The 19,117-nt window shown below is 42.6% G+C and carries 18 protein-coding genes and 6 tRNA genes; 16 read left to right on the plus strand and 8 right to left on the minus strand.

Features of this window, described 5'->3' with window-relative positions:
- Positions 1-10: 10 nt before the first annotated feature.
- From K429_RS0124320 to K429_RS0124335, 4 genes are read left to right on the plus strand one after another with little or no spacing between them, the layout of a single operon-like run.
- Entirely contained in the window at positions 11-2,287 is a 2,277-nt protein-coding gene (locus K429_RS0124320; RefSeq protein ID WP_029328409.1) for a hypothetical protein, read from the plus strand.
- Between the two features lie 27 nt (positions 2,288-2,314).
- Positions 2,315-3,244, plus strand: coding sequence for a hypothetical protein (locus tag K429_RS0124325; protein ID WP_022208320.1), 930 nt, complete (start codon positions 2,315-2,317; stop codon positions 3,242-3,244).
- A gap of 2 nt (positions 3,245-3,246) precedes the next feature.
- Positions 3,247-4,251 (plus strand): hypothetical protein, encoded by a 1,005-nt coding sequence (locus tag K429_RS0124330; protein WP_029328410.1) that lies wholly within the window; start codon positions 3,247-3,249, stop codon positions 4,249-4,251.
- Positions 4,252-4,289: 38 nt separating this feature from the next.
- On the plus strand, positions 4,290-5,261 hold the full coding sequence (locus K429_RS0124335; protein WP_022208321.1) for a hypothetical protein: 972 nt from the start codon (positions 4,290-4,292) through the stop codon (positions 5,259-5,261).
- Positions 5,262-5,322: 61 nt separating this feature from the next.
- Here the strand turns inward: K429_RS0124335 and K429_RS0124340 are convergent, their stop codons facing one another.
- On the minus strand, positions 5,323-7,062 hold the full coding sequence (locus K429_RS0124340) for a hypothetical protein (protein WP_052340682.1): 1,740 nt from the start codon (positions 7,060-7,062) through the stop codon (positions 5,323-5,325).
- A gap of 67 nt (positions 7,063-7,129) precedes the next feature.
- On the opposite strand from K429_RS0124340, the gene K429_RS0124345 reads away from it, so the two are divergent.
- The 8 genes from K429_RS0124345 (at position 7,130) to K429_RS0124380 (ending at position 11,367) form a co-directional block, all read left to right on the plus strand.
- Positions 7,130-9,481 carry an ATP-dependent helicase gene (locus K429_RS0124345; protein ID WP_029328412.1) on the plus strand — a complete coding sequence of 784 codons (2,352 nt, stop codon included), beginning with the start codon at positions 7,130-7,132 and terminating at the stop codon, positions 9,479-9,481.
- A gap of 10 nt (positions 9,482-9,491) precedes the next feature.
- Positions 9,492-10,634: a carboxynorspermidine decarboxylase gene (gene nspC / locus K429_RS0124350; RefSeq protein WP_029328414.1), complete on the plus strand. Its 1,143-nt coding sequence runs from the start codon at positions 9,492-9,494 to the stop codon at positions 10,632-10,634.
- A 110-nt stretch (positions 10,635-10,744) separates the two neighbouring features.
- Positions 10,745-10,817 (plus strand) — tRNA-Gly (locus K429_RS0124355).
- A gap of 27 nt (positions 10,818-10,844) precedes the next feature.
- Positions 10,845-10,926 (plus strand) — tRNA-Leu (locus K429_RS0124360).
- A 46-nt stretch (positions 10,927-10,972) separates the two neighbouring features.
- Positions 10,973-11,056: transfer RNA gene (locus K429_RS0124365), tRNA-Leu, on the plus strand.
- Positions 11,057-11,071: 15 nt separating this feature from the next.
- Positions 11,072-11,144, plus strand: a tRNA-Gly gene (locus K429_RS0124370).
- 34 nt (positions 11,145-11,178) lie between these two features.
- A tRNA-Leu gene (locus K429_RS0124375) sits at positions 11,179-11,260 on the plus strand.
- Between the two features lie 31 nt (positions 11,261-11,291).
- Positions 11,292-11,367, plus strand: a tRNA-Gly gene (locus K429_RS0124380).
- 102 nt (positions 11,368-11,469) lie between these two features.
- On the opposite strand, the gene K429_RS0124385 is transcribed toward K429_RS0124380, so the two are convergent.
- The 6 genes from K429_RS0124385 to yihA form a co-directional block, all read right to left on the minus strand.
- Positions 11,470-12,315 carry a transposase gene (locus tag K429_RS0124385; RefSeq protein WP_025726102.1) on the minus strand — a complete coding sequence of 282 codons (846 nt, stop codon included), beginning with the start codon at positions 12,313-12,315 and terminating at the stop codon, positions 11,470-11,472.
- A gap of 133 nt (positions 12,316-12,448) precedes the next feature.
- Entirely contained in the window at positions 12,449-12,811 is a 363-nt protein-coding gene (locus tag K429_RS0124390) for a transposase family protein (protein WP_044096339.1), read from the minus strand.
- 48 nt (positions 12,812-12,859) lie between these two features.
- Positions 12,860-13,654 (minus strand): transposase, encoded by a 795-nt coding sequence (locus tag K429_RS0124395; RefSeq protein WP_369796100.1) that lies wholly within the window; start codon positions 13,652-13,654, stop codon positions 12,860-12,862.
- A 58-nt stretch (positions 13,655-13,712) separates the two neighbouring features.
- On the minus strand, positions 13,713-14,075 hold the full coding sequence (locus K429_RS0124400) for a transposase family protein (protein ID WP_044096339.1): 363 nt from the start codon (positions 14,073-14,075) through the stop codon (positions 13,713-13,715).
- An 86-nt stretch (positions 14,076-14,161) separates the two neighbouring features.
- Positions 14,162-14,764 carry a DUF4923 family protein gene (locus tag K429_RS0124405; protein ID WP_029328416.1) on the minus strand — a complete coding sequence of 201 codons (603 nt, stop codon included), beginning with the start codon at positions 14,762-14,764 and terminating at the stop codon, positions 14,162-14,164.
- Between the two features lie 13 nt (positions 14,765-14,777).
- Positions 14,778-15,383 (minus strand): ribosome biogenesis GTP-binding protein YihA/YsxC, encoded by a 606-nt coding sequence (gene yihA / locus K429_RS0124410; RefSeq protein WP_007213813.1) that lies wholly within the window; start codon positions 15,381-15,383, stop codon positions 14,778-14,780.
- A 211-nt stretch (positions 15,384-15,594) separates the two neighbouring features.
- On the opposite strand from yihA, the gene recR reads away from it, so the two are divergent.
- The 4 genes from recR to K429_RS0124430 are packed head-to-tail and all read left to right on the plus strand — an operon-like array spanning position 15,595 to position 18,445.
- Positions 15,595-16,212 (plus strand): recombination mediator RecR, encoded by a 618-nt coding sequence (gene recR / locus K429_RS0124415; RefSeq protein ID WP_007213814.1) that lies wholly within the window; start codon positions 15,595-15,597, stop codon positions 16,210-16,212.
- Between the two features lie 33 nt (positions 16,213-16,245).
- A complete protein-coding gene (locus tag K429_RS0124420; RefSeq protein WP_022208597.1) occupies positions 16,246-16,704 on the plus strand; it encodes a hypothetical protein in 459 nt (152 codons plus the stop codon).
- Positions 16,701-17,909 carry a glycosyltransferase family 2 protein gene (locus K429_RS0124425; protein WP_029328417.1) on the plus strand — a complete coding sequence of 403 codons (1,209 nt, stop codon included), beginning with the start codon at positions 16,701-16,703 and terminating at the stop codon, positions 17,907-17,909. Before K429_RS0124420 ends, K429_RS0124425 begins: the two co-directional genes overlap by 4 nt.
- A 2-nt stretch (positions 17,910-17,911) precedes the next feature.
- Entirely contained in the window at positions 17,912-18,445 is a 534-nt protein-coding gene (locus K429_RS0124430; protein WP_029328418.1) for a GNAT family N-acetyltransferase, read from the plus strand.
- Here K429_RS0124430 and K429_RS0124435 read toward each other — a convergent pair.
- Complete coding sequence (locus K429_RS0124435; protein ID WP_022208600.1) at positions 18,442-19,035, minus strand: YqgE/AlgH family protein; 594 nt, start codon at positions 19,033-19,035, stop codon at positions 18,442-18,444. The genes K429_RS0124430 and K429_RS0124435 overlap by 4 nt on opposite strands.
- Between the last annotated feature and the right edge of the window lie 82 nt (positions 19,036-19,117).

The following is a 19,117-nucleotide window of genomic DNA, read 5'->3' on the forward strand; positions in this document are numbered from 1 at the left end:
ATATCTGGTTATGAAAGGAAAGGTTTTTTCTTCTTCGCAAGATTTGTATCAGGATCAAGCGAAAATCCTTTTTGATTTTTATAAAGATGCGGCAGAAAAAATAGTGTCGCAAGAAGAAGAATTAGAAAAGGAGATGGGAGAATTAAAGAATTCGTTGACTATGAATGCTACGGGTAAGAAAAAAGCCCAGACGCAGATGTACGTAGGAATTGGAATTCTTGTTGTCGGTCTTGCATTGATAGCAGTAATTGGGTGGCTAAGTATTGCTATTGCAGTAGCCGGTCTTTATTGGGGGATGAAAAACTACAAGCTGTTTAAATCCAGCGGTAAATCCATTGATGATGTCGGAGTGGAGTTGAAAGAACTGGAAAACAAGCATCAGCAGATTTTCAGAGACTATAAGATTGAAAAGATGGGGGTGGTTTATGTCCCCGTTGCCAGTCAGGTTCCTTTCGAGAATAAGAGCTTTGTGATAGATCATACCGGAAATAGTTCAGTACAGAACTTTGAACTGCAATTAGTTAATAACCAGGGAGCACTTTCCGAGAAATTGAGAGAACTGGATGAACTCTCCACTACGGCTCCTTTGGTAGAAGAAAGTAAGGGAGTGGAAGAAGTTTCTACAGAGGATTATTCAACATCTATACCTAAAGTGAAGTTCTATGATTACTTTGGACGTATGGATCGTAATCTGCGTGACAGTGCTTACTTCTTGTCGGACTTGCATACTGTTTCTGTAGGCATGCCTGTCATTCCTCCCGATTCGCCGGTTATTTCTTATTTGAATGAATATGGTACGGCCAATCCGTCGGGAGCGCCTGTGCTGAATGTATTTGATACGGCAGCGTATGATAAAGAAATAGAGCAATTTAATTCGCTGAATGCAATGCGCCATTCATTGTCTGACCAGAGCGAGCAATTTGAAGATGTATTACGCCGTTTGATTTCAAACGTGGGGTATGCAGTACAGACAATTGCGGCAGCGAAGGTTAAATCCACTAATTCGCTGGTGGAAAGTTCTAATCAATTGCTGTTCACCATTCTGAAAACCTCTTATAATCACTATTCACCGAAGTTGGAGAAGGATGAGTTGGAGAAAATCCGCCAGACGAATTTCAACTTCCGCGATACGGTGGAGAACTACACACCTTTCCAATTGAAGGAAAGTTCACGAATGCGCTATGATATGAAGGATCATTCGTGGGTTGCAGAAGACGGAAGCCGTACGACAATGCCTTATGGTATCAGCCAGATACAAGAAGAAATCGTAGCACCTATCGTACAGAATCTGTTAGCGGAAACGCGACTGAACCGTTTGGATATCTATAATGACATTGATAATCAGAAGCGTGATTATCTGAATCAATGGCACCGGGAAACTCAAGACTTTTATGGGCGTAACCGGACTTCCGGAGATGATTTGATTAATATTATGCGTAGCAATTTGACAAAATTCCTTGCTGCACAATCCACTTTTGAACGTCTGGATCGTATGAAGGCACGGATGTTGCAACAAATGATGGATGGAGATGCTCAGGAGTTGGAGGAGAATGCAGGAGATAAGCTGGAAAGTAATTTGCAGCAATTTGCCGAACAGTCTGAATCATTCAAACAAACTCAGGAAGAGTTCAAGGAATATATGAAAGCTTTGCAGAGTGATATTAATGAACGGGCAAAAGTTTATGGATTCATTGAATTCTTTGATGCCAGTCTTCGCGATAAAATGGCAAAGGAAATCGTGGATGCTAATGATAATGTAGCTTTGTTGGATGATCGTCGCCGTCCTTTGGCAGGCATCAATCCTTTTTATGCATTTGCTTCGAATATTCCGCCTGCTCCTGCTGTTGAGGATTGTGTGGAAGAATATATGACTTTGGATATAGCTCAGGTAGCTACCGACTCATTGCATGAAATTGCTGAGCAAGGACAGGATGTTGTGTTCAATCATCATGCTGAATTAGTGGATGACAGCGAGGCTATGGACTATTCGGGATATGCTCCTCAAAGCGCAAAAGTGACTGAAACCGTAAACGTGGATGAACCGGCGGCACAACCCGAAGTGGCGGAAGAAGCGGAAAAAACTATTAGAATGGCTCCGGTGGCTGAAGCTGTGGAACCTGTACAGCCGGAAGTTCCGGAAAATACAGAGACAACAACGGCTCTGGAAGTTCATGAGACTCCTAAAGCATCGGAGACAGCGGACGAGTTGGACGATCTGAGTGATTTGGACGACTTGGATGATCTGGACGATTTGGATGACTTTAACGATCTGGAGAAAGAGAAATAGCATTCATAAACTTGAAAATGAAAGATTATGGCAAAATATGATGTTACAGTGGATACCCGCGACATGGCCAATAAAATAGATACTGTATCTAATAAGGTCTCCGGGGTCACAACAGCAGTGGTTGCTATGGAGGCGGCTGTTATTGCTGCCGAAAGGGATGCTACGAACAAACTGTGCAAACGGCTTAATAAAGGCTTTTTCTCTCTGGTTACTTCTCAGATAGAACAGAAAAATGCCACAGCGTTAAGCTCGGTAAATGCGTATGCGTCCGAATTGATACAGCAACAAGAGGCGTTGCTTGATTTGAAAAAGAGAATGGGAGATGACTTTGTGATTCTGACAGAGCGTTATTCTAAGTTATTCCGAGGACTTGATGTAGCTCTGCATAATCGTGTTCATGAGTTGGACAAACCTGTTATTCGATTCTGCGAGTGGGATGTTGCCATTACTTTGAACCGTCTGAATAATCTGATTGGTACCGTTCCGGTTAATCAGACGGAATCTCTGGCTACTACACAAGCTATTGCCGCCGCCCATATTAAGCGTAATGCGCAAGCTTTAATTGCACAAATGACTAATTTTCTCACTACATGCAAGCAGCAAAGCGCTAAAATGCAAAGAATAAAGCTGAACTCCTTTGTTGGCAAGTCTGTTCTTCGCTATTTGCCTGCTATCATGCTGGTGAAAAAAGAAGATAGAGGAGAAGTGGTGGAAACGAAACTGCCTTCAGGACTTGAACAATTAATTGGACAACGCTCATGCACGAAGATACGGGAAAATATGGAACGCACGGTTGAAGGTTCTGGATGGGAAAATGTTTCTATAGAATCGCAACGGATGGTGGCTGGAAAGCTGGAACGACTGATTGCAACTTCCGATCTAAATGAAAGAGTGAAGGAGAACATGAAGAAACTTATGGCCCGGAATGAAACCTGGCTTAATGTGAAGGAGGGTTGATTATGGGAGGACGAAGACATATCTTACATGATGTGATCCGGAAGAGCGAAACGGTGACACTCACCGTAGGTGATAAGTCAGCTTCCAAGACTGTAGTTCTGGAAGAGCCGATTGATATCTATCTGGAAATAGACGACAATCCTTATAACAGTAGCGTACACGATTGCAGTAAACACATTGAAAGCTTGCGTAACTCTGTTGTGGCATGTAATGCAGCTGAAGTTGCCCATAAGATAGCCAGTACTCAGCAAATCGGTAAACATATATCCAAAGGCTTTTTGGGATATATCACTGCCAGTCTGGATATGCAAAATATGGAAGAGTGCTCGAATGTGGAAGCCGTAGTTGCCGAATTACAGTCTCAGTCTGATGAACTTGCCAATCGTAAGTTGGTGATGATAGACGACTATGATATTCTGACTACCCGTTACTCCGCTGTTTTTGAGAATTTGGACAGAGAGTTGGTGCAACGTATTCACATGTTGATGGAACCTTGCTTCCGCTTTGTGGAAAGCAGCCGCAAGGAACAGTTGCGCAATACGGACTCATCTCTGTCGGCAATGGCATTAGTTGGGCATAAAGAGCAGTTGGATGTACAGGCACGTATTTCTGCTATCACAGTGAAGCAGCGGGCTGCCGGATTGATAGAGAGTGCCAAGCAATATCTGCTTGGGCAAAAGCAATTGGCCAGTCATATAGAACATGTGTTGATTGGCGGATGTAAAAATGCCCGTTGGATGTTGCCGGTGGTAGTAGTAGAGAAGACTGTTGCTGGTGGCAGTAAAGAAACTGAGGTCGTGATGAATGAACAGACTGCACGTATGGGAGTCAGTGACTGGAAAGTACGTCAGAATGTTCAGCAAGCGTCCATGCCTGCCATGACACAAGAAGATAAGCAGCGCATTGGAAAGCATCTGGAGAGAGAGATTCAAAGATTAGGTTCTTCAGAACATGAAAAACGGGTAGCCGGAATGATGAGGAAACTTGCCGGGAATTTTTTATCGTAAATACCGTTACTTATGTTCTATAAAATAGAAGTAGAGTTATGAAAGAATTGAAAGTAATAAGTTTGGAGAATGGAGTGATTTTAAGTGAGAATCTGGTAAAAGGTTCTATTCTCCCCCGTACATCTGCTGAACTGGAAAGGGATGTGCTGATACAGAACGATACCATTGTAGAAGGGGCTGTTTATGCCCGCAAGCTGGAGATACAGAATGGAGATGTGGAAATACTTGGTGCGGTGTTCACTAAGCTTGAATTCCATATCAGCAATAATGCGAAAGGGGATATTATCTTGCGTAAGACGGTAGCCACTTCGGATTCTCTGGTGTCGTATGCTCGTGATTGCCGTCCGATGTTCATGGCTGACATCAACGGAAAGACTGTAAAATTGTGCAATGCTTTCGTTGCCGGCAGTATTTTTGCGGATGAAGTGATATTGGAGGACTGTATAGTATTGGGAGGAGTTTTTGCTACGGCTAAGTTGACCATGAAAGACTGTATAGTGGGAACTTTCAATGCGAAGAATGTAGCTGTTAGTGGGGATATAAAGTTGCTGTTACCCAGCGCATTCAGTGGCGAAGAAATGCAAGTCACGAGTGAAGCCCGCCTGTTCAATTTAAGTCTGGCGGATTTGGGCGCTCTTTATAAAGGAACTCCCGAGATGGAAAATACAGGTATTATAGAGATGAATACCTATTCTGACGAACAAGAATCTCAACTGTTTGAAGGAGATGAAAAGGTACTGGTGCATTGCTATTCGGTAGTAGGAAAGGTGTTGGCTGCGGATCTGGTCAATGTGGATAAATTGAGAAATCATTTCCTGATAGGAGCTACGGCGTTGGGAAGTCAATTGCTGAAAACCTATGATCTGGGAGTTGATGCGAATGGAGAGCTTTGTGAAATTATTCCGGAGAAGGTCGCTGATTTCTTCTTTAACTTGCTGCATGGAAAGATACAGGTTCGTACTTTGGAAGGCTCTTTTTCTATTCAGGAAATTGCGCAACGATTATCATAAAATAGAGTGATTATATAAAAATACCGTCCGTATTTCATTATGCGGACGGTATTTTTTATGGTTATTGCTGATAGATAATCTGAATCTTTTCTGTATTCTTGGCATCTCCCCGATCTGTTTTTTGTATCCAGCGTCCGGTGCTGTCATATTCATAATAGGCATTACTGTCTATTTGGTTACCGAATTCGTCATACAAGAATATGAGTGAACCGCTGGTCTTATCACTATTGACAAGAGTCTTTTCAAATGTGATCTTTGTCAGATAACCATAAGTATCGTATTCATATACATCCACTTGTTTACTTACCTGGGTGGGTAACGGATCTTTAGGCAATGGGAATGTCTCTTCTCTCTTGATGATCTGTCCCTTCTTATTATATTGGTTGATTACGGAAGATACCGGAATGTTTTTCTCGTAAACTGTCTCTCCTGCCAGCAGACCGAGTTGTGGATGATATTTTCTTACGATCAGTTTTCCGCTCTGATAGAAAGCAGAATCCGAAAGAATGACACCCAGTGTGCTGAAAGCACGCAGGCGTTTGTACACCTCCTTCATGCCTCTTTGGTTTACCTGCACTTCTTCTACGCAGTTACCTTGAGAATCATACAAGAAATTAGTCTGTAGGGTAGTGGTTCCCTTATCTTCCGTAACTTCCTTGATACTAACCAGTCTTCCGTTTTCATCATACGTATAGGTTTTCTGAGTACTCTTTCCATTCTTCGTCTCATTGGATTTCATCAATAATCCATGGGTGTATGCCTGGATGGTAGTAGGATTACTCCATACTAATTGTTGCTCAAAAGGTACGCGTAATTTGTTGGCTTTATCACGGAATTCCTTGTATTTATGAGTTAGGAGGTATTCTTTGATGAGTCCCAGTTTGCTTGGAGAGTTCACTTCCAGCTTTAGTGTCTCATAGTCAATACTGTCTTTTTTGTACTCCAGAGTATTGGTATATTTTTTATCGTCTGGACTCAAATAAGGGGCCTGCTCATATTCTGCAATAGCCTGCTTAATGGAAGCTATGGCCTGCGCTTTGCAGATGTTACCGTAAAGATAATCATCATAAATGGAGAGAGCCTGTGCCATAGACTCCCGCTTGGAACGCCCATTGAAGAATGTGTTGAGCCGGTCATGATCGAAGAATCTCTTAAAGTTACTGGCAGATGGTGATTTCTGTACGGTTTGGAACAGCAGACGATTGTATTCTATCATAGCTTCTGTTTTATACTTACCATCAGCATATTCTGTCAGATATCTTTCGCATTTCGGAATGTTCTTGTTGCGTACGAAATCTTTCCATAATTCCTCTTCATGTACATCATACAGATGTTTTCTGCTTTCATCGGACAATTCATATCCTGATGCTTTTACGGCATCTACCAGAGTGCTGGAATAGACTAATTTATTGGGATATTCATCTAATATGGCACTGATGTTATCTTCCATACGTTTACGGATTGCGGCCGGATCAGCACCGGCTTCCTGACAGATGGAAATAAAGTTGGCTTTGGTAGCATCTACATAAGCCTGGAAAAAATCTTTGGCAACGGTTACCTCTTGCTGATTCCAGATTTGATCGCACAAATCGATTAGTTTGACTTCTGCTTCAAAAGCTGTTGCTGTTTCAGCATCTAATTTGTCCCGGTTTTTTGTAAATTTCTCATTCTCATTGTTTACAAGAAATTTCAAGAGCTTTTCTACTTTACTTTGCTTTTGCGCCATTACAGGCGAAGCACATGAGAAGACCAACAGGCAGATAAAAGAAATGTAAAGTCGCATATTTTTAATTTGTTCCATAGTTTCTTATGATTTTAGTTTGAATAACATTGTACAAATATAAAAAGATTCTTTTAATTTTGCATACATGAATGCGAATTATATCGAAGAATTGAATGAAGGACAGCGCGCTGCAGTGCTCTACAACGAGGGTCCGTCATTGGTTATAGCCGGTGCAGGTTCTGGAAAGACACGGGTGCTGACCTACAAGATAGCATATTTGTTGGAGAATGGTTATCAGCCATGGAATATATTGGCTTTGACCTTTACTAATAAAGCTGCCCGTGAAATGAAAGAACGTATTGCCCGGCAGGTGGGAGATCAACGGGCACGCCATTTATGGATGGGTACGTTCCACTCCATATTTCTACGTATTCTGCATGCGGAAGCTGCGAATATTGGTTTTACCTCACAGTTTACCATCTATGATACGGCAGACAGTAAAAGTCTGGTACGCTCTATCATAAAAGAAATGGGGCTGGATGAGAAAGTCTATAAACCGGGTAGTGTGCAGGCACGTATCTCGAATGCGAAGAACCACTTGGTTTCTCCTGCGGGATATGCCTCTAATAAGGAGGCTTATGAAGGTGATTGTGCTGCCAAGATGCCTGCGATCCGGGATATTTACCATCGTTATTGGGATCGTTGCAGGCAGGCGGATGCCATGGATTTTGATGATTTGCTCTTTTATACTTTTATTCTTTTCAGAGATCATCCCGAAGTACTGGCACGTTATCAGGAGCAGTTTCGCTACATTCTGGTAGATGAATATCAAGATACCAACTATGCCCAGCACAGCATTGTGTTGCAGTTGGCAAAAGATCATCAGCATGTGTGTGTGGTAGGGGATGATGCGCAGAGTATCTATTCTTTCCGGGGAGCAGATATTGACAATATATTGTATTTTACAAAAGTGTATCCTAATACGAAAGTATTCAAGCTGGAACAGAACTATCGGTCTACGCAAACTATTGTCTGTGCTGCCAACAGCCTGATTGAAAAGAATGAGAGACAGATACGCAAGGAGGTCTTCTCTGAAAAGGAGAAAGGGGAAGCCATCGGGGTGTTTCAGGCATATAGTGATGTGGAAGAAGGAGATATTGTAGTCAATAAGATTGCTGAGTTGCGCCGTTCGGAGCATTATGCCTATTCGGATTTTGCCATACTTTATCGGACCAATGCGCAGAGCCGCGTATTTGAGGAAGCTATGCGTAAGCGGGGTATGCCTTATCGCATTTATGGCGGTCTATCCTTCTATCAGCGTAAAGAGATTAAGGATGTGATAGCTTACTTTCGGCTGGTGGTCAATCCTAATGATGAAGAAGCATTCAAGCGTATTATCAATTATCCGGCCCGTGGTATCGGAGATACGACAGTAGGTAAAATTATTACTGCTGCTACGGAAAACAATATCAGTCTTTGGGCTGTGCTTTGTGAGCCGCTGACATACGGATTGAATTTCAATAAAGGCACGCACTCTAAATTGCAAATCTTCCGTGACCTGATTGGTGGATTTATAGAAGGAACAGTGGAGAAAAATGCCTATGAGATTGGTACGGAAATCATCCGTCAGTCCGGCATTATTAATGACGTCTGCCAAGATAATTCACCGGAAAATCTTAGTCGCAAAGAGAATATTGAGGAATTAGTGAATGGTATGAGCGATTTCTGTGCTTTGCGCATGGAAGAGGGTAATCTGAATATTTCATTGACGGACTTTTTATCGGAAGTATCATTGCTGACTGATCAGGACTCGGACAATGGGGATGATGAGAAAATAACGCTTATGACCGTTCATTCTGCCAAAGGATTGGAATTTAGAAATGTATTTGTGGTGGGAATGGAAGAAAATCTTTTTCCCAGTGGTATGGTCGGAGATTCTCCCCGTGCGCTGGAAGAGGAGAGGCGTTTGTTTTATGTGGCTATCACTCGCGCAGAAGAACATTGTTTCCTTTCGTATGCACGTACTCGTTTCCGTTATGGGAAAATGGAATTTGGTAGCCCCAGTCGTTTTCTGAAAGATATCGACATCCGCTTCCTCCGCTTGCCTCAGGACGCAGGGATTGGTAGTAAAATTGATGAAGAGGCCGGATCTTTCCGTAGGGAACATAGCGGCGGTTTCTCTCGCTCACCTCATGTTCGTGAATCATTGTATAATACGGAAAAAGAAACTCCGCAGCGTTCCAAACAGCAGATTATAGCTCCAAGCGTTCCGCGCAATCTGAAACGGGTGACTCCGGCAACCTCTTCTTCTACACCCACCTCTGCTTCTGTAATGGCTGTGCAGCCGGGACAACTGATCGAGCATGAACGTTTCGGTCTGGGAGAAGTGATGAAAGTGGAAGGTCAGGGCGATAATGCCAAAGCTACCATTCACTTCAAAAATGCGGGCGACAAACAACTTTTATTGCGCTTTGCCCGTTTTAAGATCATTGGTTAAAAAAGAAAATATGATAGATTTCAATTGTTTTCCTTCTCCGTGCTATATCATGGATGAAGAATTGTTGAGAAAGAACCTCACTCTCATAAAAAGTGTTGCTGACCGTGCTGGAGTAGAGATCATTCTGGCATTTAAGTCTTTTGCTATGTGGCGCTCGTTTCCTATATTTAGGGAGTACATAGAGCATTCTACAGCAAGTTCTGTTTACGAGGCACGTCTGGCACTGGAAGAATTCGGCAGTAAGGCACATACTTATTCTCCCGCTTATACGGAAGCTGATTTTCCTGAAATCATGCGTTGTAGTAGTCATATAACTTTTAATTCTTTGTCGCAGTTCTGTCGTTTTTATCCAGAGGTAGTGAAAGAGGGAAGTGGCATTTCTTGCGGTATTCGCATCAATCCGGAATATTCCGAAGTGGAAACGGAACTTTATAATCCCTGTGCTCCCGGCACCCGTTTCGGTATGACGGCGGATTTATTGACTGAGGTTCTGCCGCAAGGTATTGAAGGTTTCCATTGTCATTGTCATTGCGAATCTTCATCTTATGAACTGGAACGGACATTAAAACATTTGGAAGAAAAATTCTCTCGCTGGTTTCCGCAAATCAAGTGGTTGAATCTGGGAGGTGGTCATCTGATGACGCGTAAAGATTATGACGTGGAGCATCTTATTCAACTGCTGAAAGATTTGCGTGCTCGTTATCCTCATTTGCGTATTATCCTTGAACCAGGTTCTGCCTTTACTTGGCAAACCGGCGTATTGGTTTCTGAAGTAGTAGATATTGTAGTAAGTCGTGGTATCCGTACTGCCATTCTTAATGTGAGTTTTACCTGTCATATGCCCGACTGTCTTGAAATGCCTTACCAGCCTGCCGTACGTGGTGCTGAAATAGGAAATAATGGTGGTTGTCATGTGTATCGTCTGGGTGGAAATTCATGTTTGAGTGGTGACTATATGGGCGACTGGAGCTTCGACCATGAATTGCAAATCGGAGAGCGTATTGTTTTCGAAGACATGATACATTATACCATGGTGAAAACAAATATGTTCAATGGAATTCACCATCCTGCTATTGCTATGTGGACCAAAGAGAGGAAAGCTGAGATTTTCAAGCAATTTTCTTATGAGGATTATCGCGACAGAATGAGTTGATAATCAAAAGTCTGCCGCTTTCGTATGGTAAATGTGTATTTTTCTTCGCGAAAAAAATAAGTAGAATGTTTGCAGGTTTGGAGAAAATATCTACCTTTGCAACCGCAAACGCGGAAATAGCTCAGTTGGTAGAGCATAACCTTGCCAAGGTTAGGGTCGCGAGTTCGAGTCTCGTTTTCCGCTCAAGTACATAGATTGCAATTACCTAATGCCCAGGTGGCGGAATTGGTAGACGCGCACGTTTCAGGTGCGTGTGTCGAGAGGCATGCAGGTTCGAGTCCTGTTCTGGGCACATTAGGTGAGGCAAGTTTTAGTTCTTTGAAAGTATGAGATAGTATGGAGAGGTGGCGGAATTGGTAGACGCGCTACTTTGAGGTGGTAGTGACAGAAATGTTGTGGGAGTTCGAGTCTCCTCCTCTTCACACGATTATCATAATGCGGAAATAGCTCAGTTGGTAGAGCATAACCTTGCCAAGGTTAGGGTCGCGAGTTCGAGTCTCGTTTTCCGCTCATTTTTTTTGTTTTTGTCTGGATGACTGATAATGCCCAGGTGGCGGAATTGGTAGACGCGCACGTTTCAGGTGCGTGTGTCGAGAGGCATGCAGGTTCGAGTCCTGTTCTGGGCACTTTCTCTTTGTGAAAAGAGAGTCATCTAATGCGGAAATAGCTCAGTTGGTAGAGCATAACCTTGCCAAGGTTAGGGTCGCGAGTTCGAGTCTCGTTTTCCGCTCCATTGAGAATAAAAAAGTCCCGTAAACATAATGTTTACGGGACTTTTTTATTGATATTCCGTTTTATTCTGGGTCAGTCCGAAAACCCTGTGGGTATGTTAAATTTACACTGTTAGTTTGCATAATCTAAAAATAAAGAATGGTATATCTCCGACTCCCCTAAACTGTGCCCTGAACGCTTTAATTTTTGCATTGAATGATTCTGCAAATGCATTCGTTTCCCTGTTAACGAAATAGTTTAGTATCGTTTCATAATAGTTCTGCATGGTATTTGTTACGGTTCTGAAACATCCATATCCAAGCTTTTCTATTTTATTGTACCACAAGGCAAGCTTTCCACGTGCCACATCCTTGTCATAGTGCTTATTATACACGTTGGTCAATTCTATAGCTAAGTCGTAAACTGATTTCAATTCCGGATAATGTTCGAATATGATTTCCGCACGTATTCTTTGAGATTCAGTCCATTTACTAAAATGCTTGACAAGTACATGTTTAGCCCTTGCCAGCAGCTGCCTACGGGTATCGCCATTGGTATATCGAAACGGAACATACTCTATATGTTGCTCTCTGCACCTCTGAATTTCATCGTTCTCTAAATCCCGTGCCAGCCAGCGATAAGTAATCCTGAGTTCATCAATTGCCTCATAAAAGAGCTTCTGTACATGAAACCGGTCATTTGTCATAGTGGCGTTTGGAAAAGCCGTTCGGACAATTCGCATCATGGTCGGCGAAAGATCTAAAGTGACCTCTTTGACTGTCTTGCGCTTGGAGACATGAATCATTTCAAGCACCTTTATGACGTCTTCAGACTTCGTACCACGTATCATGGCCACAAGTGTACCTTTGCCACCACGTCCCGCACGGTTAGTGACAACAGTATATAATTCTCCGCAGCTCAAAGAAGTCTCGTCAATACAAAGGCTAGGACCTATGTTATGTTTGAACAGGACATATTCTGAGGCATGATCTAACTGGTCCCACTGTCTGTATGCGCTGATAAACTCCTTGTACAGTGAAGTCAACAGTTTACCGTTTACCCCATAAGCATCTGCTATGGAGCTTATGCTAGCCGCGGTAGTTTCAATCTTCTTCTTTTAAAAAAGCAACGAACTCAGGAGTGAGTTTCGTCCCTTCGGCCGTAAGATCATCGTAGGTATAGGAAAACGTTTCCCCTGTAGCTTTGTCATACCAGCGACGACGTCTTACGTGGAGATAAACAGGTTTGCCACGCAGAGGAAAGTCCTGAATCACTTTCTCATCTGTGAAACCATGTGATATCACAGTCCCACTCTTGTAATCAGAACGTTCCATGTAGTTTTTTTCATCAAGCCAAACTTCGATTTTGACGGAGTCGTCATGCCAACCGGAGATCTCGAAATACGTCATTAAAACTTCGGGGAAGATGACTCGTAGTAACTTATGTAGGTTGCGATTGGAAGGCATTGGACAGATTATTTTAATTTGAACACAAAGATAGTTCACTTTCGCGTATTAACATAACATACCCACAGGGTTTTCGGACTGACCCGTATTTGTTACGGTTCTGAAACATCCATATCCAAGCTTTTCTATTTTATTGTACCACAAGGCAAGCTTTCCACGTGCCACATCCTTGTCATAGTGCTTATTATACACGTTGGTCAATTCTATAGCTAAGTCGTAAACTGATTTCAATTCCGGATAATGTTCGAATATGATTTCCGCACGTATTCTTTGAGATTCAGTCCATTTACTAAAATGCTTGACAAGTACATGTTTAGCCCTTGCCAGCAGCTGCCTACGGGTATCGCCATTGGTATATCGAAACGGAACATACTCTATATGTTGCTCTCTGCACCTCTGAATTTCATCGTTCTCTAAATCCCGTGCCAGCCAGCGATAAGTAATCCTGAGTTCATCAATTGCCTCATAAAAGAGCTTCTGTACATGAAACCGGTCATTTGTCATAGTGGCGTTTGGAAAAGCCGTTCGGACAATTCGCATCATGGTCGGCGAAAGATCTAAAGTGACCTCTTTGACTGTCTTGCGCTTGGAGACATGAATCATTTCAAGCACCTTTATGACGTCTTCAGACTTCGTACCACGTATCATGGCCACAAGTGTACCTTTGCCACCACGTCCCGCACGGTTAGTGACAACAGTATATAATTCTCCGCAGCTCAAAGAAGTCTCGTCAATACAAAGGCTAGGACCTATGTTATGTTTGAACAGGACATATTCTGAGGCATGATCTAACTGGTCCCACTGTCTGTATGCGCTGATAAACTCCTTGTACTGTGAAGTCAACAGTTTACCGTTTACCCCATAAGCATCTGCTATGGAGCTTATGCTAGCCGCGGTAGTTTCAATCTTCTTCTTTTAAAAAAGCAACGAACTCAGGAGTGAGTTTCGTCCCTTCGGCCGTAAGATCATCGTAGGTATAGGAAAACGTTTCCCCTGTAGCTTTGTCATACCAGCGACGACGTCTTACGTGGAGATAAACAGGTTTGCCACGCAGAGGAAAGTCCTGAATCACTTTCTCATCTGTGAAACCATGTGATATCACAGTCCCACTCTTGTAATCAGAACGTTCCATGTAGTTTTTTTCATCAAGCCAAACTTCGATTTTGACGGAGTCGTCATGCCAACCGGAGATCTCGAAATACGTCATTAAAACTTCGGGGAAGATGACTCGTAGTAACTTATGTAGGTTGCGATTGGAAGGCATTGGACAGATTATTTTAATTTGAACACAAAGATAGTTCACTTTCGCGTATTAACATAACATACCCACAGGGTTTTCGGACTGACCCTTTATTCTTTCTTCTCAAGTGAGAAGCCTAGCATCATGCCGTCGTAACTGTTTGCTAGTGAACTGATTGTTTTCAGTGTGGCATTGCTGCTCTTGCTGGAAAGGAAAGTGATTAGCTTCAGTAGTTTGTCCGACTCAAACAGTAAATCCATGCTGCCGGATGTACAGTTAACTTTGGCATTCATGTTTATCAGTCTGACGAACTTCATGGTTACATGCTTTTCGGTAGCGTTATACATATAAGTCCCGTTCAGAGTTTTGGTTCCCAGTTTAGCATTGAAAGTGCTGTCGGCATTGAAGGTAAAACTCATTTGTCCGGGTTTGATACCCACTTTGCTCAGTTGCTCATTGAGTTTGGCTTCGGCAGTGGTAGCAGCAACGGCTCCGCCGGCTTTCATCAACAGGTTGTCTGATTCGAATTCGATAGCGGCACCGGTATACGACCATGTACCTATCATATCAACAGTATTCTTGCCGGTAACGGCGCTGACTACTTTTTCTACATTTTCTTTGTTGAATAAATCTTTTAGCGATTGTGCCTGGCTATTGGCCGACACAAGAAGTAAGGTGGCAATAAATGCCAGTGAAAATACACTCTTTTTCATATTTACTATTACTTTATTTGGTATTTAATTCTTTATTAATACTCTCTATATAATCTAATAACTCTTTTTTGCCCATTCTGTTCTCAGAAGAGGTCACAAAATAAGGGGGAAGTTCTTCCCATTGCTCTTTTAGTTTTTTCAGATACTGCTGGATATTGGTGTTCAGCCTGCCGCCTTTCAGCTTATCCCCTTTGGTAAAGACAATGGAGAAAGGTATTCCGTGCTCGCCCAGCCATCCCATGAATTCGATATCGATGACTTGTGGTTCAAGCCGTGAGTCAATAAGCAAGAAGAGATTGGTCATCTGTTCACGTTCCAGAATATAATCTTCGATGATACGCTGTATTTGTGATTTTCCTTTTTGTCCGCGTCTGGCATAACCATAGCCAGGTAGATCGACGATGTACCAGCTTTTATTAATAAGGAAATGATTGATGAGCATAGTCTTTCCCGGAGTGGCGGAAGTCATGGCAAGTCCTTTACGCCCTGTTAGCATATTGATGAGGCTGGATTTTCCAACGTTGGAACGTCCGATAAAGGCATATTCAGGAAATATTCCGGGGGGACATTTTTTCACATCTGTGTTACTAATGACGAATTCAGCGCTTGTAATCTCCATTTTTATGTCAAATTTAGAAAGTTTCTTACTCTTTTTCTTTTTTTCTGCGTATGCAAAGGTAGTACTTATTTCAAAAATCTATGTTCGGAATGCGGAAATCTAATTATCTTTTAAGAAGATAAGTTGCATTTTGGCATAACTTTTTCATGCTTGCATGAAAGTTCTGCACTCAATTTGCATTATCTTTGCCGCCAATAGTTGATTTTTTAGTATGAACGGACAATTTTCCTCGATATTATTGGAGAAGGCGGTGAGCGAGTTTGCCAAACTGCCAGGAGTGGGGCGGAAGACTGCTATGCGCCTGGTACTACACCTTCTGAGACAAGATACGGCAGTGGTAGAAGCCTTTGGTAACGCTATTGTTACACTGAAGCATGAAGTGAAATATTGCAGGGTTTGCCACAATATTTCAGATACGGAAACTTGCCGTATTTGTGCCAATCCGCAGCGGGATGCATCTACAGTTTGTGTTGTAGAGAATATCCGCGATGTCATGGCGGTGGAAGCGACGCAGCAATTCCGTGGACTATATCACGTCTTGGGTGGTGTTATTTCACCAATGGACGGGGTAGGGCCGGGTGACTTGCAGATAGAAAGTCTTGTACGGCGTGTGGCTGCCGGTGGAATCAAGGAGGTGATCCTGGCACTCAGCACTACGATGGAAGGTGACACAACAAACTTCTATATTTATCGTAAGCTTGAAAAGATGGGGGTGAAGCTAAGTGTGATTGCCCGTGGCATTTCAGTGGGCGATGAGTTGGAATATGCGGACGAAGTCACTCTGGGACGTAGTATTGTAAACCGGACGCTTTTTACGGGAACGAATTAAGTTATTGTTATTAAGTCTATTGTTTATAAGAGAATGGAAGAACAGATAAAACACGTTGCGAGTCGTTTAAAAGTAATATTTATCAGTTTCTGGTTGCTGCCGGTGATATGGATCATAGTCGGTGAAACCGGTGGAGATTGGGTAGGTATATATGCCGCTGATGTCCGTACGACTTATTTTGCAGAAACTTTGTCTATTTTGCTGGTTGCTGCTTGCGTGCCGGTTTCTTTGAAGCTTTTCGCCTGGGTGCTGACGCGGAAGATTGATAAAGTTAGTTTGCCTGAAGCTTTACGTTTATATTCTTTCTGGAGTAAAGTTCGGGTAGCTATGCTTTCGCTGCCGGTATGGGTAGGTCTTGCAGTTTATTATCTAACATTGAGTAACAAAGGTTTGCTTTGTGCTTTTATTGCTCTTACGGCTTCGCTGTTCTGTTTGCCCGGTGAAGGCCGTTTACGTAAAGAATTGCATATCAATAAAGAGGAGGAAGCATGAAATTCTCTGTTGTCATAGTCAATTACAATGTAAAGTATTATCTGGAACAGTGTCTTTGTTCCTTATACAGGGCTATTGACAATCTTTCAGCCGAAATTTTTGTAGTAGATAATGCGTCCGTCGATGATTCGGAGGCATACCTTACCGAACGTTTCCCGCGTATTACCTATATATATAATAAGGAGAATGTTGGTTTTGCCCGTGCTAATAACCAGGCCATTCGTCAAGCGAAGGGAGAATACGTGCTGTTGCTGAATCCTGATACGGTATTGCCGGAGCAGACTTTGGAAGAAGCGCTTCTGTTTATGGACACGCATCCTTGCGTCGGAGCTGCTGGTGTGAAAATGCTGACGGATGACGGACGTTTTCTGCGGGAATCAAAGCGTGGATATCCTACTTTGGCAGCCACTTTTGGTAAACTGTCCGGCTTGGGAAAACTTTTCCCCCGTTCTAAAGGTTTAGGTGGGTATTATTGTAATGCCTTGGATGCGGATGCCATTCACCGGGTGGAAGTATTGGCAGGTGCATTCATGTTGCTGCGCCGTTCTGCATTGGAAAAATCCGGATTACTGGATGAAGACTTCTTTATGTATGGTGAAGATATAGATTTGTCCTGTCGGATTGAGGAGGCGGGATATGAAAATTACTACTTGCCTTATCCTATATTGCATTATAAGGGAGAAAGTACATCGAAAGATACCTATCACCATGTGCGCGTATTTTGTGGAGCAATGGATATTTTCTTTCGCAAGCATGGTGAACGTTATGGGCTCATGGGGCGTTGGCTTGTTCGGATTGGTATCCATTTACAGATGTATATTCGTTTGCTGATGCTTTCCTTGAGACGTATATTCAGTATTCCGGGAAAAAAAGCGAAAGTTCCCTTTCTTAAAGGACAAGCTTTCCCTCGTTTTCTTGTTTTCGGTGAAGAAGCCACTATTCATAGTTTGCGTGGACTTTTCAAACGTAACGGGCTGATCGGAAAGCATCATTTCGTTGTGGCAAACGAAGCATCTGCCGCCGACGGACATGCCGGTCCATTCATCTCGCTGAAAGGTTTCACGCATGTGGTGTATGATTGCCGTGCCTTTTCTTTTTCTACAATTATCCGCTTGCTGTCCCGCCATCGGGAAATGGGATTGCGTCTGGGAATTTATAACCCGGAAAGTCGCGTACTGGTGACTTCCGAAAAATGTTATCTCTGATCATGAAACATATTTATTTTGTAAACGAACGTATTCGCCTTCGTGCTATGGAACCGGAGGATCTGGAATTGATTTGTGAAATGGAAAACGATCCGCAACAGTGGGATATCAGTAACTTCACCGTACCCTATTCACGCTATGTGATGAAGCAATATATGGAGAATTCACAATGCGATATGTTTTCCGATAAGCAACTGCGTATGATGGTGGTGCGCCTTGAAGATCATGCTACGATAGGAACGATTGATATTACAGACTTTTCTCCGATGCATGCACGCGGAGAAGTGGGTATCGTTATCCGGAAAGAGTTTCGTGGCGCAGGCTATGCAAAAGATGCATTGACACTACTTTGTGACTATGCTTTCGACTTTCTGCGTATGAAACAGTTGGTTGTTCATATCGCCACCGATAATGAGGCAAGCATGCGTTTGTTCACCTCTTGCGGCTTTGTTCAGTGTGGGTTGTTAAAAGATTGGTTGTGTGTAGAAGGTTATTTCAAAGATGTTGCATTACTGCAGTGCATCCGGGTTGATTAATTCAATGTGGGTATCTGCGGGAAGCGTGACCATGTTTGATATTTGCCTCCCAGTTCTCCCAAAACATTTTTCCAAAGTTCTGCGCTTCCCTTTTCATCCATAAGGGAAGCGATGTTTGTCGATCCTATCAGCCAGGTGTTTTCTTCAATTTCCTGGCATAGCTGGTCATGTTCCCAGCCTGAATATCCCAAGAAGAAGCGTATTTTTCCGGTGATGTCATTGCCTTCCAAAATATAACGGCGGATGGCGTCAAAATCTCCGTTCAGATAGAATCCTTTTCCTATTTGCAGAGAATCTTTTACACCTTTTAGTGTATGAAGGTAAAACAGCGTATCGGTACATAACGGACCGCCTTTATAAATAGGTATATTTTCCACATCTTTGAAGTCTTTCAATACGTCATTAAGATATAGCGGGAGAGATTTGTTCAATACCAACCCCATTGTACCATCCAGCGTATGGTCTACCAGCAGGATAATAGAACGTCCGAACATCTCGTCATAGAGGAAAGGCTCGGATATCAGTACTTTTCCACGTGAAGGTAATACGTGGTTCGTTTCAATTTTGAATATGTCTGTGTTAATATCCATGCCACTAATATACAGACAAATCCTTGAAAAACAAATATTATTTCTCTTTTTTCACTGATAGAATTTTCATATATGTTATATA

This window comes from Bacteroides sp. 14(A), assembly GCF_000526555.1.
Lineage (GTDB): Bacteria > Bacteroidota > Bacteroidia > Bacteroidales > Bacteroidaceae > Bacteroides > Bacteroides cellulosilyticus.